Here is a 12,415-nt window from a genome sequence, read left to right as displayed (position 1 = left end):
ACCCATGGCGCAATGCGACGCGGATACCTCGGTTTGCGTCAATCATCGGTAAGTGCGCTGAGTGCGGCAAACATATCCCGGTCATTTTGGGTTCCGGCATTGGGTGCGGTCAGCAACACATCGCCGTAGAAAACCGAATTTGCACCAGCCAGAAAGCACAAAGCCTGCTCGGCAGTTGAAAAATCCAACCGCCCTGCGGACATACGCACCCGTGTTTGCGGCATGGTGATCCGCGCGGTCGCAACCATGCGCACCAGATCAAAAATGCCCACCTTTTCTAGATGCGCCAGCGGCGTGCCTTTGATCGGGATCAGCGCGTTTATCGGTACGCTTTCGGGATGCGGGTCAAAATTCGCAAGGACCTGCAACAGCGAGGCACGATCCCGCAGGCTTTCACCCATACCGATAATGCCGCCGCAGCACAGATCAATGCCTTCGTCCCGGCAATAGCTGAGGGTCTCAAGACGATCCTGATAAGTACGAGTTCCAATAATCTCGCCATAGAATTCCGGCGAAGTATCCAGGTTATGATTGTACGCCGTAAGTCCCGCCTCCGCCAATCGTTTGGCCTGATGTGGCTTGAGCATGCCTAGGGTGACGCAAGCCTCCATGTCCAGATCGCGCACGCCCCGCACCATGTCCAGCACATTGTCGAATTCTTCGCCGTCGCGCACCTGACGCCATGCAGCACCCATGCAAAACCGTTCAGCCCCCGCATCACGCGCCCGTTTGGCAAGCGAGATGACATGCGCAGGGTTCATGAGCTTTTCCTTGGTCAGCTCGACCTCGCGATGATGGGCGGATTGCGGGCAATAGGCGCAATCCTCGGGACAGCTTCCGGTTTTTATCGACAGCAGGCTGGCTTTTTGGATGTCGTTTGGATCATGATACGTCCGGTGAATTACATTTGCGCGACCTACCAGATCCAACAGTGGGAGGCGCATCAGCGCCTCCACTTCATCCACGGTCCAATCGCTGCGGATATCTTGCCCGGTATCAAGCATCTGGCTGCGGCCCACGGATTTTCTGCATCAGACCCGTCGGCAGGCCAATCACGAGAACGGCTGCCAATGCAATCTTCACGAGATCACCCAGAATGAAAGGGCTGAAACCGTAAACCAGAACCTTGTCTGCAGGCACGAACTGAGCCAACCAACCCAGACCCAGCGCATAGATCACCGCAAGTCCAGCCAGCATCGCCGGAACCAGAAACAGTTTGCGCAGATTGTCCGCGGCCCATCCAACCATTACCGAGGCGACCACGAAACCCAGCAAATAACCTCCGGTTCCGCCCATCATATAGGCCAGCCCGATGCCTTTTTCGGGCGTTCCGGCAAACACCGGCAAACCCACTGCCCCGGCAACCATGTAACCGATCACGGTTGCAGAACCGAGACGCAGCCCAAATGCCGCGGCGATAGCCATGACAGCGGCGACTTGAAGGGTCATGGGCACAGGCCAAAATGGCACCTGGACTTTTGCACTGGCGGTCAAAAGAAGAATACCCAACGCGACACGAAGGATCTGACCCGCAGGGGTTATTACTCCGGCGGCCGGGAGGGTGGATTGCAGAGTGGCTTTCATCGTCATTCTCTTTTTATAGATAATATTACATAGATTCGGAATTGATCATCATTTTTATCTATTAAAAATCAAGTCAAATCTTCTGAGGAGGCACAGATCGTCGTTTCAATGGCAGAAAGTATCAACTGGCACGACGGATATGGCGCACAAGTATCGAGTTTGCGGCGGAAACGTCTTTTCTCTTCAGCGCCTGAATGATCGCAGCGTGATCCGTATCGACGCGCTGCACCCATTTGGGCCGCCAATGTGCAAACAGGTGCCTGGCACTGGCGATGTGCAGGTCATCGACAGAATGCAAAAGGCGGGGCAACCCGCATGGTGTCAGGATGGCACGATGAAACACCCTGTTCCGCGCCTCCCACTGAGGCATGCTCTCTGCCTCATCACACGCCTTTCGTGCATCATCAGCGGCCTTCAGAGCAGATGGGGTCATGTTTTGCACGGAATACTGCATTGCCAGCGTTTCCAGCGCGACACGCATTTCGATCACCTCACGCACTTCGGCAGGGTCCAACGCGGTGACGCGCATGCCCTTTCGCGGCTCGCTTTTGGCCAATCCATGCGCCTCAAGCCGCAGCAGTGCTTCGCGCACCGGCACATGGCTGGTCTCAAAGTCGCGCGCGATATGGTCCTGACGCAGCTTTTCACCGGCAGGAAGATCGCCGGTGATGATTTTCTGGCTCAGGGCATTATAGATTGTGTCGGCAATGGTCGCGGTCATGAATTATAGATAAAATCCATGAACAACATCTACAAGCCGTATTCTCAACCTGTTAGCGGATCTGGCGCGATGTTCCCGCCGCAAATCAGCACTGCGACACGCTCACCCGGCTCCGGCTGGTAAGCGCCCGAAATCAGTGCGGCAAGCGCAGCAGCCCCTGCTGGTTCAACCAGTATTCGATGCGTCTGCCACAGAGCATTCTGGGCTTGCGATATCGCATCGTCAGAAACCAGAACCGAACTCATGCCTTGGGCCAGCCGAAAGCAAATATCACCAATTCTCCGTGCGCCCAGTGCGTTCGCTGCGATGCCCGAAACGGAAACATCAACCGGTTCGCCCGCAGCCAACGCCGCATTCAGCGCGCAAGAGGTTTCCGGTTCGACCGCCACGACTTTGCGCGCACCCTGAAACCATGCCAAAGCTCCGGCAATCAGCCCACCGCCGCCCACGGCCACCAATACTGTGTCCGCCTGCAAGCCCTGCGCGTCCCATTCAGCAAAACATGTCCCCTGCCCTGCCACCGTCGCTGGCGCATCATAGGCATGGATTTGCATTGCGCCGGTGCTTTCCTCATGCGCCTGCGCCATGGTCAGTGCATTGGCGTATTCACCCGAAACAACACTCAGATCAGCCCCGATCCGCTTGATCAGCGCAATCTTGGAGGGACCTGCAAGTTCGGGCACAAAAATCTTCGCTGGATAGCCCAGTGATTGCGCGGCATAAGCCGCTGCCGCACCGTGGTTGCCACCGGAAGCCGCCACGACGCCTGCCGCAGGCACATCCATGCTGAGCAGGGTATTGAACGCCCCGCGCGCTTTGAAGCTGCCGGTGTGCTGCATATGTTCAAGCTTCATTTCAATCGGATAGCCCAGAATATGGCTTTCCATCACCGGTGTGACCTGCGCGTGTCCGGCAATGCGATCCCGCGCTGCCAATATTTCACTTTTCCAATCCATTCTTGTCTTTCCGTGACTGGCACTCTGCCCGCGAACCCTATAGCTGTTTTGGAAACACGCAAGCAGGGAACCCCGCATATGAGAGAAGATCGCCTCAGCCCCTTTCGCGACGCACAGACCGACCGCTCGACCGCAAGCGAAGTACCGGATACCCCGCAAACGCGGTCTTCAGCTTATCGCCTTGCCTTCGCTGATGATGACTTCCTGTGCCGGGATGAGCTGCGCCCCGTTCGCCTGCAACTGGAACTGCTGAAACCCGAAATGATCATGACCGAGCGTGAGATCACCTCGACCATCGTCATGTTCGGTGGCGCGCGCATTCCGGAACCGGCCCAGAAACACACGGCGCGGACCGAGACCTTGTCCGGGCTGTCGAAGTACTATGATGAGGCGCGCGAGTTTGCGCGTCTGATGACAGAGAAATCAAATCATACAGGCTGCCGTGAAAATGTAATCGTCACGGGTGGCGGCCCCGGAGTGATGGAAGCGGGCAACCGTGGTGCTCAGGATGCAGGCGGGTGTTCCATTGGCCTGAACATCGTGCTGCCGCACGAGCAGGCACCGAACCTCTACGTAACGCCTGATCTCAGCTTCAACTTCCACTATTTTGCCATCCGCAAGATGCACTTCCTGATGCGCGCCCGCGCCATCACCATCTTCCCAGGTGGCTTCGGTACGATGGATGAGTTGTTCGAATCCCTGACCCTGATCCAGACCGGTCGCATGGAGCGTGTGCCCTTCCTGCTGTTCGGGCGTGAATTCTGGGAGAAAGTCATCAACTGGGAGGCGCTGGCAGACGCGGGCACCATCTCGGACGAAGATCTGGACCTGTTCCGCTTTGTCGACACCGCGCAAGAGGCGGTCGAGATCATCGAGAACTGGGAACCCGCGCCCCCACGCGATGAAATTCCGGGGCGCTGAGCCATGAGCCCGAAGACCGGAGAAATGTTGCACCTGCGCGGGAATACCCTGAACAAGGGCGAGCCTGTGGCCCTGCCGTTGACCCAAAGCAGCATGTACCATCTGCCCGGCGCGCCGGATGGGCATGCCAGCTATGGCCGGGTCGACAACCCAACCTGGGTACATCTGGAACACGTTCTTTCGCATCTCGAAGATGCGCCTTGCCTCAGTTTTCCCTCAGGTATGGGCGCGATTTCGGCGGCCCTGTTTGCGACGGTCAAAGCCGGGTCGCGCCTGCTGATCCCGTCCGACGGATATTATGTGACACGCCTTTTGGCTGATCAGTTTCTATCAAATCTGGGTGTCTCGGTTGTTGAACGTCCAACCACTGCCTTTTCCGAAGGCGGCTTTGATGGATTCGATGTGGTGTTTCTGGAAAGCCCCTCGAACCCCGGTCTGGACATGCTTGATCTGCCGGTAATCGCCGAGGCCGTGCGCGCGGCCGGCGGCATCACCATCGCCGACAACACAACGATGACCCCTTTGGGCCAACGCCCACTGGATCTTGGCGTCGATGTGGTTGTGAGTTCAGACACCAAAGCGATGGGTGGGCATTCTGACCTGTTGATGGGCCACGTCGCCAGCCGCAATACGCAAATCTTGGAACGAGCGGAAGAATGGCGTCGCGTCTCTGGTGCGATTCCAGGGCCACATGAAGCGTGGTTGCTCCATCGTGGTTTGGAGACGCTGGATGTGCGGTTTGATCGGATGTGTAGCTCAGCACAAATACTGGCTGAACGGCTGGCGGCGCACCCGGCCGTGAAACAGATCCGCTATCCCGGACTGACCGATGATCCGGCGCACACATTGGCGACGGCTCAAACCACGCGCTTCGGGTTTCTGCTAAGCATCACGCTTGAGACCGAGACCAAAGCCGAACAGTTCATCAATAGCTGCCCACTGCTGCGTCCGGCTACATCCTTCGGCGGCGTCCACAGTTCGGCCGAGCGGCGCGCCCGTTGGGGGGATGCTGTCGATCCTGCTTTCATCCGCCTGTCCGTGGGGTGCGAACCGGTGGACGAGTTGTGGCAGGCCATCGAGGCCAGTTTAGACGCGATATGACTATTTCTTAGGGTCGCGCAGTTCGGGAAACACGTAGATCGGCAGCACAATACTGCCGATCAGAGCGCCCAACCATACCAGCAAGGTTGCGGCCAACAGATTTGAGATACCGCCAATGGTCAGGCCGGATGTGATCAGATCGGTGACCAGAAGGCCAACAAAGGTCACGATCAATGCAATTCCGCCCTTCAGCGCCGGTGCCTTCTTTTCTCCCAGCTTCAGGATCAGCGGTTCGGCTATCACTTGGACAAGAGTAAATACGATCACCACGACGATGAAGGAAATCGGTCGGATCGCAAACTCTGAAAGCAGCAAACTGGCCAATAATAGCCCGATGGCGTTCCCAGCCAGCAAAGCCAGCACCGATTTGAGCTTGCGCGTCATGGGGCGATCTCCGTCAATGATCAATCTGAAACACATTGATATTAGCAGAGCATAACGGATTTACGAGACAATTCAGCCGTCTCTTCTTTTTGACCTGTTGAAATCAATTGATAAAATACCTTCATCAAGGCCAAACCCCACATCGACGAGAGGCAAGATGAGCGACGATCCCTATTCCGTTCTTGGCGTCGCCAAAGACGCGAGCGATGCTGAAATCAAAAAAGCCTACCGGAAGATCGCCAAGGAGTGTCACCCTGACCTCAAGCCGGGCGATGCCGAGGCCGAAGCAAAGTTCAAAGCGGCAGCCGCCGCCTATGATCTGCTGAAAGACCCCGAGACGCGCAAACGCTACGACAATGGCGAGATTGATGCTTCGGGTCAGGAACGTCCGCAGCAGCAGTATTATCGCGACTATGCAGAGGCTGCAGGCAATCCCTATCGCGGACGCGCGGCCGAGCAGGACGATATGTCCGACATCTTTGCCGAATTCATGCGGGGACGGGGGGGATATGGTCAAAGAACCCAAGAGTTCCACGCGCCGGGCCACAACCTGAACTACTCGCTGCAGATCAGCTTTCTTGACGCCGTTTTCGGAGCCAGCCAGAAATTGACCCTGCCAGATGGGAACCGGATTGAAGTGAAGATACCTGCGGGTATCACGACCGGGCAAACCATCCGCCTGCGTGGCAAAGGGGCCCCGGGGTACGGCGATGGGCCTCCCGGCGATGCGCTTGTGACGATCTCGGTTGCGGATCACCCGGTGTTCGACCGTCAGGGCGATGACATCCACATCACGCTGCCCATCACCATTGATGAGGCCGTTCTGGGTGGCAAGGTTCCCGCCCCCACCATCGACGGTGGCGTCAATGTCAGTGTCCCAGCGGGGACCAGCAGCGGCAAAACCCTGCGCCTGCGTGGCAAAGGAGTCAAGAAACGCGGCTCGTCCGAGCGGGGCGATCAGTTCATAGAACTGACCGTCGCAATGCCAGACAAGGTAGACGATGAATTGAAGCACTTCATGGAGACATGGCGCGAAACCCACGGCTATGATCCGCGCAAAGGAATGCCGTCATGAGCCGCACATTGACCGAAGCCGAACTGATCGACGCCATCACCCGCCTGACTTCGGATCGCCTGACCGAATATCTGGCCGCTGAGATCGTGATCCCCGAGCAATCGGAGCAAGGTCTGCGATATCAGCGTATCGACGTTGCACGTCTGGAACTGGCATGCGAACTGCATGACCAGTACGACATGGAGGCCGATGCACTGTCGATGATGATCTCTCTGATCGACCAGATGCATGGGCTGCGCGCCGAACTGCGCGAGGTTTTGAACGCAGTCGAGGCGCAACCGGAACCGGTTCGCCAACAACTGATCGAAGTGATCGGAACAGCGCGATTCCGTCGCAGTTAACGGGGTTTTGGGAGCCGGGATTTTGGCGTAGAAGGCGCCCTTGATCCTTAGCCCGGTATCCCCATGACCCAGTCCAGATCCGAATTGCTGATGCCTGCGGGCAATCTGCGTAAGTTGAAACTCGCTATCCTGTATGGCGCGGATGCGGTCTATCTGGGCACACCGGATATGTCGCTGCGCACTAAATCCGAGTTCTCGCTGGAAGAGGTGATCGAGGGGGTCGAGTTCTGCCACAACCATGGCCGGCGCGCGTACCTGACGCTGAACCTGTTCTCGCACAATAAGGACATTCCGAAGCTGGACGAATACATCGACACTGTCCGCACGGTGAAACCTGACGGGCTGATCATCGCCGACCCCGGAGTGTTCCAATACGTCCGCGAACGCGCGCCGGAACTGCCGCTGCATATCTCGACGCAAGCCAATATCTGTTCGTGGTTGTCGGTGAAGTTCTGGCAGGATCAGGGGGCCGAGCTTGTGGTTCTGGCCCGCGAAGTCTCATACCCCGAATTGGTCGAGATTCGCGAGAAATGCCCCGATATCAAGCTTGAGGCGTTTGTGCACGGGGCCATGTGCATGACCTATTCGGGCCGCTGCCTACTGTCGAACTTCATGGCCGAACGCGGGGCCAATCAGGGCAACTGCGCCAATTCCTGCCGCTGGAACTATGGCCTGAAACTGCGCCTCAAAGATGGCACGCATCAGGAGCTGCGCATTACCTATGAAAACGCTGACCTATTCGAATTCCTGCTGGAAGAAGGCTGTCGCCCCGGTGATTTGATGCCCATCGAAGAGGATGATCGGGGATCCTACATCCTCAATTCCCGCGACCTGTGCATCATGCCCAAGCTGGATGAATACTTGAAGATCGGTGTCGACAGTCTGAAAGTCGAAGGGCGCGGCAAATCGGAATACTATGCCGCCATCGTCGCGCGCGCCTATCGTATGGCCATCGACGACTATCACGCCGACCCCGAGAACTGGGACCCGAAGCCCTATATGCGTGAACTCGAAACAGTCGGGAACCGCGGCTACACGCTGGCTTTCCACGAAGGCCGCCTGACCAATTATGCACATGATTACGAACACACAGCCTCGATTGCGCAGTGGGAATATGCCGGGATCGTCACCGAGGTGACCGAGGATGCCTTTCTGGTCGAGGTGAAAAACAAGCTGGAACCGGGGGATGTATTGGATTTCGTCTCTCCGATTTCGCGCGAGACGGTTCTGCTGCGGGTCTATGACTTTGAACGCGCTCATGATGGGGCGCGGCTGGACGTTGTGCATGGCAGTACCAAAACCATCATCCGCCTTCCCTTCACCCTGTTCGATCACGAGGATATCGACGATCTGCGCGCCCGTTTCCCGGTCTACTCCGTCCTGCGCAAAGAACGTGCCCTGACCGACGAACACTGGAGTCGCATTCGGTTTGACAAGCTGGTGCAGGGGCTGGAAACCTCAGGTCGCGACAACCCTAAGGCCTATACCCGCCGTCGTGACGAGCTGGTCGAGAAAATCGGCGAAGACGGCAATGAGCGCCGCTTCAAAACCAATCGAATCGGAACCGAGGGATGTTGCGGCAAAGGCTGCAACGGCTGTTTGATCTTCTGGCAGGATGAGAAATACGCGCTCGCCCGCGAGGTCCTATCCAAACGCAAACAGGGTGAGCAACTCAGTCGTCAGGAAGCGACCGAGCTGAAGCTGCCTGACCCGGCGGCCTGAAGATCACTCTGCGACACGATACTCTTCGGGTACGTAAAACGTATAGTCCCGGTCCGCGACGGCCTCGTGGCAGACATGGCAGTAATCGACCTCTGACGCGCGAAAGCCCATCGTATCACCGAACAGCGAACCGTCCGGCATCACCATGATATAACGCCAGTCGGCTGTTTCTTGGTTGGTGCCTTCTGGCAGTTTCTCCATCACGAACAGGGCACCGGGATGGATATTGCCCTCATCTGTGACAGTCATACTGTCTTTGGCCAGGACCGAGCCTGCAGGCAGCTCTTCGCCTTCTTGCAATGTGCCGTAGTTGTGGGCCATGCGGTTCGCATAGCTGTTGACATAGCGCTGCCCATGCGTGGCCGAGATGTAGGGCGCATCGTTGAACAAAGGCCAGTTCTGATAGTTTCGGATCAAGTCCATCTGTGCCGCCGCATAACCCCGCGACATGCGTCGTATCAATGACTGATAGTGTTTCTGCGCTTGCTCCTTGGTCAGATCGGCTGGGTTTTCAATCGCCAAATGCGCATCCTGATCTTTGGTCTGAGCAGATGCCGCGTGGAGAACAAATCCCGAGATCGCCAGAACAGCCGCGATACCCAAGACTTGCCGGTGACTTACAATCATATTGTGGCCTCCCTGACTGATCAGTTCGCCTAAATGCCGCTTTGCTTCAGAAAAATGGTAGCGGCCTTAATTGGTGTTACCAGCACCGCCCCGGCAATCTCACCACCTTGTGTCTGTCGGTGAGTTCCCCATCCAGAGCGGGTCTGCGCCGAAGATACCAAATTTTGAACAAGGAAACAGCACTCAATTCATTAAGTTTTTCGCGTGAAGCCACGGCCCATGCCCTTAACGGTTTAGCCCGGCTTCAGCCTCGATCTGCTTTCGCGATTTCCGGGCCCGTTCGGTGGCCGATTTTAACTGGCCACAGGCCGCCATGATATCCTCACCCCGTGTTTTGCGGATGGGTGAGGCATAGCCCGCCTGATAGATGATGTTCGCAAAGGCGCGGATACGATTGTTCGAGCTGCGCTTGTAGGGCGCGCCCGGCCATTCGTTGAACGGGATCAGGTTGATCTTGGCCGGGATGTTATGGCGCTTGATATGTGCGATCAGGCGATGCGCGTCTTCGTCGCTGTCGTTCACGCCATCCAGCATCACGTATTCGAACGTGATCCGTTCAGAATTCGAGGCGTTGGGATAGCTGGCCAACGCTTGCAGCAGTTCCTCGATATTCCAGCGCTTGTTGATCGGAACAAGTACGTCGCGAGTTTCATCAGTGGTAGCGTGGAACGAGATCGCCAATAGGCATCCAATTTCTTCAGCCGTGCGCGCGATCTCGGGTACCACACCCGAGGTCGAAAGCGTGATGCGGCGACGGGACAGAGAAATCCCCTCGGGGTCCATCGCGATCTTCATTGCGTCACGGACGTTTTCAAAGTTGTAAAGCGGCTCGCCCATACCCATCAGCACGATATTTGACAGCAGGCGTGTTTCATCTTTGGGCGCACCCGGTGTTGGCCATTCCTCAAGATCGTCACGCGCCATCATGACCTGCCCGACAATTTCGGCCGCTGTCAGGTTGCGCACCAATTTCTGCGTGCCCGTGTGGCAGAAGGAACAAGTCAGCGTACAGCCCACCTGAGATGAGATGCATAGAGTTCCGCGATCATCTTCAGGGATATAGACAACCTCAACCTCGTGCCCGCCCGCGATACGGCACAGATATTTGCGGGTGCCGTCCTCTGAGACCTGACGGGTCACGACTTCGGGGATTTCGATTACGAACTGCTCGGCCAGTTGCGTGCGATAGGCCTTGGCCAGATTGGTCATCTCACCAAAATCACGCACACCCCATTGGTAGATCCATTGCCAAATCTGCCCCGTGCGCATCTTCGCCTGCTTTTCGGGCGTGCCGTGTTCAATTAGCGCCTCACGCAATTGATCGCGGGTCAAACCGACAAGGTTCATCTTCCCCTCGGGCAGTTTGCGGGGGATGGTCATGACGTCTTGAGTGATCGGCGCTTTGGGCGACATTGGCGTATCTCGGTGGATTCTGGCTTGGGATGCGCCTCTATATAGGAACACACGTAAAGATCAAAAGAATTCGTGCTTCAATTTGCGTAACGCAACAATTCGTCAACCCGCGCCCGGCCAAGGTCAACCCGACAGGCTGTGATGGCGATCCCCGTACCCGATCCTCCGCCGAACGAAGCGCCTACCGCTTCGCACTGCGCATCGCGATAGGCCACCCACGCGTTTTGCGAGGCCTCCAGCGCAGGCACAGCGACGACCCGTCCGGTGACCTCGTCCAGTTCTTGTGCGGAGCCAAGCGCCAGCGAATAGCTGGAGTCTATCGCAGCGTTTACCCGCAACTCCATATCCGAAACACAAGATCCAATTTCCACCTGCGAACCGGCGTCAATACACTCCATAGTTGGATCCGCGCTTGCGGATATCGGAAACATCAAAAAAACAAACGCCCATCGCATCCATCAATCCTCCAGACAGAGATATCTGTCTATCACAGATCAAGATGCGCGCCCAATCAAGATGGGCCACTAAAGCAGAAACTTAAGTGGCCCACTGTTGTTAGTTTACTGCGGGCGGGATGTAGCAATCTTCTGCATCCAGGGTCTTTACGGGATCTTCCGGACCACATTGCTCACCCGTTATCGGATAGGTTTCCGATCCTTTCTCACAACCTGCAAGGATCACCGCAGACGCCATCAAGAGCACTGCCAGGTTTTTGCTTAAGTTCATTGCCGACTCCTCAACAAATTCTGAACTAAGTAGTTCAGAAAACGGGGACGCAGGCTTTGACACGGATCAAGAAACACCGCTCTACGTAGCGTAAATTTCTGAAAACACACAGGATCGGACCAAACAAATAAAACCCCGCCGGAAAGCGGGGTTTCGGAATTTGATCTGCTTGTGGCTTAGTTCGTGCAGCGCGTTTCCGCGTCTTCAATCGCGGCCGTAAAGCCCAGCAACGAGAAAGTGTCCTTGGTCTGCGTACCACGTTCCGAACGGGCGGTCAGCACCGCCTCACTTCCGCGCTTCATCGCTGTGACGATCTTGGCATCATCCGAGGCGGTCGCAGGCCATGCCCACTCACCATCGGTGAACAGCTCGAACTCGCTGCCATCGACAACCAAATTGACAGTAGAACCAGACGCAAACGGATAGCCGCCGGTAAAGGTCACCTGCCCTTTAACCTCGGCATTCGGACGATAGAACACAAACAGCAGGATATCGCTGCGCCGAACGGAAACGACCCGGCCACCGCGTGTGTTCACGGTCTCTTTCGGGGCAGATACGCTCCAGCATTCGGTTGGGTCGTCCTCGACAAACACGCTCCAGTCCGTTTTTGCAGCGACGCGATTGGTACTGGTTGCCTGCTGAGCAATTGCCGTTGTCGCCATTCCTGCCATGCACAGGCCCGCGATCACGCGGACGAGCTTTAATCCCATCGGTTCAGCCTCCTAGCCCGACCTATTACCTCATACCCATCGGAAATACGTGCGAACTCTGCCGGTTCGTCTGTTCAGTTGCGTATTCCGATGATTGTCGACATACACACACTAACGCAGGTTTCGCCACAGGC

At 56.7% G+C, this 12,415-nt stretch carries 15 protein-coding genes; 5 read left to right on the top strand and 10 right to left on the bottom strand.

What is annotated here, in order from left to right; all coding sequences use genetic code 11:
• Positions 1–38 precede the first annotated feature (38 nt).
• The 4 genes from bioB to ACR0DE_RS03075 all read right to left on the bottom strand — a co-directional run bounded on the left by bioB (position 39) and on the right by ACR0DE_RS03075 (position 3,261).
• Positions 39–1,004, bottom strand: a complete 966-nt coding sequence (gene bioB / locus ACR0DE_RS03090; RefSeq protein ID WP_480752564.1) for a biotin synthase BioB — start codon at positions 1,002–1,004, stop codon at positions 39–41.
• Positions 997–1,584: a biotin transporter BioY gene (locus tag ACR0DE_RS03085; protein ID WP_170508974.1), complete on the bottom strand. Its 588-nt coding sequence runs from the start codon at positions 1,582–1,584 to the stop codon at positions 997–999. The genes bioB and ACR0DE_RS03085 overlap by 8 nt, the downstream gene beginning before the upstream one ends.
• A gap of 121 nt (positions 1,585–1,705) precedes the next feature.
• On the bottom strand, positions 1,706–2,305 hold the full coding sequence (locus ACR0DE_RS03080; protein WP_480751769.1) for a GntR family transcriptional regulator: 600 nt from the start codon (positions 2,303–2,305) through the stop codon (positions 1,706–1,708).
• A gap of 44 nt (positions 2,306–2,349) precedes the next feature.
• Positions 2,350–3,261, bottom strand: coding sequence for a threonine/serine dehydratase (locus tag ACR0DE_RS03075; protein WP_480751767.1), 912 nt, complete (start codon positions 3,259–3,261; stop codon positions 2,350–2,352).
• Positions 3,262–3,339: 78 nt separating this feature from the next.
• Between ACR0DE_RS03075 and ACR0DE_RS03070 the strand changes: the two genes are divergently transcribed.
• On the top strand, positions 3,340–4,182 hold the full coding sequence (locus ACR0DE_RS03070) for an LOG family protein (protein ID WP_480751765.1): 843 nt from the start codon (positions 3,340–3,342) through the stop codon (positions 4,180–4,182).
• Between the two features lie 3 nt (positions 4,183–4,185).
• Entirely contained in the window at positions 4,186–5,283 is a 1,098-nt protein-coding gene (locus ACR0DE_RS03065; RefSeq protein ID WP_480751762.1) for a cystathionine gamma-lyase, read from the top strand.
• Here the strand turns inward: ACR0DE_RS03065 and ACR0DE_RS03060 are convergent, their stop codons facing one another.
• On the bottom strand, positions 5,284–5,667 hold the full coding sequence (locus ACR0DE_RS03060) for a hypothetical protein (RefSeq protein ID WP_170694016.1): 384 nt from the start codon (positions 5,665–5,667) through the stop codon (positions 5,284–5,286). It lies immediately after the preceding gene.
• A 157-nt stretch (positions 5,668–5,824) separates the two neighbouring features.
• On the opposite strand from ACR0DE_RS03060, the gene ACR0DE_RS03055 reads away from it, so the two are divergent.
• The 3 genes from ACR0DE_RS03055 to ACR0DE_RS03045 all read left to right on the top strand — a co-directional run bounded on the left by ACR0DE_RS03055 (position 5,825) and on the right by ACR0DE_RS03045 (position 8,805).
• Positions 5,825–6,742 (top strand): DnaJ C-terminal domain-containing protein, encoded by a 918-nt coding sequence (locus ACR0DE_RS03055; protein WP_480751760.1) that lies wholly within the window; start codon positions 5,825–5,827, stop codon positions 6,740–6,742.
• Positions 6,739–7,083, top strand: coding sequence for a hypothetical protein (locus tag ACR0DE_RS03050; protein WP_170611369.1), 345 nt, complete (start codon positions 6,739–6,741; stop codon positions 7,081–7,083). The genes ACR0DE_RS03055 and ACR0DE_RS03050 overlap by 4 nt, the downstream gene beginning before the upstream one ends.
• Positions 7,084–7,146: 63 nt before the next feature.
• Positions 7,147–8,805 (top strand): U32 family peptidase, encoded by a 1,659-nt coding sequence (locus ACR0DE_RS03045; RefSeq protein WP_480751757.1) that lies wholly within the window; start codon positions 7,147–7,149, stop codon positions 8,803–8,805.
• A 3-nt stretch (positions 8,806–8,808) separates the two neighbouring features.
• Here ACR0DE_RS03045 and ACR0DE_RS03040 read toward each other — a convergent pair whose 3' ends face one another.
• The 5 genes from ACR0DE_RS03040 to ACR0DE_RS03020 form a co-directional block, all read right to left on the bottom strand.
• On the bottom strand, positions 8,809–9,432 hold the full coding sequence (locus ACR0DE_RS03040) for a cytochrome P460 family protein (protein WP_170406837.1): 624 nt from the start codon (positions 9,430–9,432) through the stop codon (positions 8,809–8,811).
• A gap of 225 nt (positions 9,433–9,657) precedes the next feature.
• Positions 9,658–10,845: a dual-specificity RNA methyltransferase RlmN gene (rlmN, locus tag ACR0DE_RS03035; RefSeq protein ID WP_170562225.1), complete on the bottom strand. Its 1,188-nt coding sequence runs from the start codon at positions 10,843–10,845 to the stop codon at positions 9,658–9,660.
• 77 nt (positions 10,846–10,922) lie between these two features.
• On the bottom strand, positions 10,923–11,243 hold the full coding sequence (locus ACR0DE_RS03030) for a lysozyme inhibitor LprI family protein (protein ID WP_480438911.1): 321 nt from the start codon (positions 11,241–11,243) through the stop codon (positions 10,923–10,925).
• Positions 11,244–11,400: 157 nt separating this feature from the next.
• Positions 11,401–11,571: a hypothetical protein gene (locus ACR0DE_RS03025; RefSeq protein ID WP_170399076.1), complete on the bottom strand. Its 171-nt coding sequence runs from the start codon at positions 11,569–11,571 to the stop codon at positions 11,401–11,403.
• A 176-nt stretch (positions 11,572–11,747) separates the two neighbouring features.
• Complete coding sequence (locus ACR0DE_RS03020; protein ID WP_170399079.1) at positions 11,748–12,281, bottom strand: invasion associated locus B family protein; 534 nt, start codon at positions 12,279–12,281, stop codon at positions 11,748–11,750.
• Positions 12,282–12,415: the final 134 nt, after the last annotated feature.

Source organism: Ruegeria sp. C10, from assembly GCF_056537805.1.
The sequence above is the reverse complement of the archived record's forward strand: the minus strand, read 5'-3'. Positions and strand labels throughout refer to the sequence as shown.

What these genes read in the sequence shown, in the direction of transcription:
- bioB (WP_480752564.1), bottom strand. Translation starts at nt 1,004, where the DNA reads ATGCTTGATACCGGGCAAGATATCCGCAGCGATTGGACCGTGGATGAA.
- ACR0DE_RS03085 (WP_170508974.1), bottom strand. Translation starts at nt 1,584, where the DNA reads ATGAAAGCCACTCTGCAATCCACCCTCCCGGCCGCCGGAGTAATAACC.
- ACR0DE_RS03080 (WP_480751769.1), bottom strand. Translation starts at nt 2,305, where the DNA reads ATGACCGCGACCATTGCCGACACAATCTATAATGCCCTGAGCCAGAAA.
- ACR0DE_RS03075 (WP_480751767.1), bottom strand. Translation starts at nt 3,261, where the DNA reads ATGGATTGGAAAAGTGAAATATTGGCAGCGCGGGATCGCATTGCCGGA.
- ACR0DE_RS03070 (WP_480751765.1), top strand. Translation starts at nt 3,340, where the DNA reads ATGAGAGAAGATCGCCTCAGCCCCTTTCGCGACGCACAGACCGACCGC.
- ACR0DE_RS03065 (WP_480751762.1), top strand. Translation starts at nt 4,186, where the DNA reads ATGAGCCCGAAGACCGGAGAAATGTTGCACCTGCGCGGGAATACCCTG.
- ACR0DE_RS03060 (WP_170694016.1), bottom strand. Translation starts at nt 5,667, where the DNA reads ATGACGCGCAAGCTCAAATCGGTGCTGGCTTTGCTGGCTGGGAACGCC.
- ACR0DE_RS03055 (WP_480751760.1), top strand. Translation starts at nt 5,825, where the DNA reads ATGAGCGACGATCCCTATTCCGTTCTTGGCGTCGCCAAAGACGCGAGC.
- ACR0DE_RS03050 (WP_170611369.1), top strand. Translation starts at nt 6,739, where the DNA reads ATGAGCCGCACATTGACCGAAGCCGAACTGATCGACGCCATCACCCGC.
- ACR0DE_RS03045 (WP_480751757.1), top strand. Translation starts at nt 7,147, where the DNA reads ATGACCCAGTCCAGATCCGAATTGCTGATGCCTGCGGGCAATCTGCGT.
- ACR0DE_RS03040 (WP_170406837.1), bottom strand. Translation starts at nt 9,432, where the DNA reads ATGATTGTAAGTCACCGGCAAGTCTTGGGTATCGCGGCTGTTCTGGCG.
- rlmN (WP_170562225.1), bottom strand. Translation starts at nt 10,845, where the DNA reads ATGTCGCCCAAAGCGCCGATCACTCAAGACGTCATGACCATCCCCCGC.
- ACR0DE_RS03030 (WP_480438911.1), bottom strand. Translation starts at nt 11,243, where the DNA reads ATGGAGTGTATTGACGCCGGTTCGCAGGTGGAAATTGGATCTTGTGTT.
- ACR0DE_RS03025 (WP_170399076.1), bottom strand. Translation starts at nt 11,571, where the DNA reads ATGAACTTAAGCAAAAACCTGGCAGTGCTCTTGATGGCGTCTGCGGTG.
- ACR0DE_RS03020 (WP_170399079.1), bottom strand. Translation starts at nt 12,281, where the DNA reads ATGGGATTAAAGCTCGTCCGCGTGATCGCGGGCCTGTGCATGGCAGGA.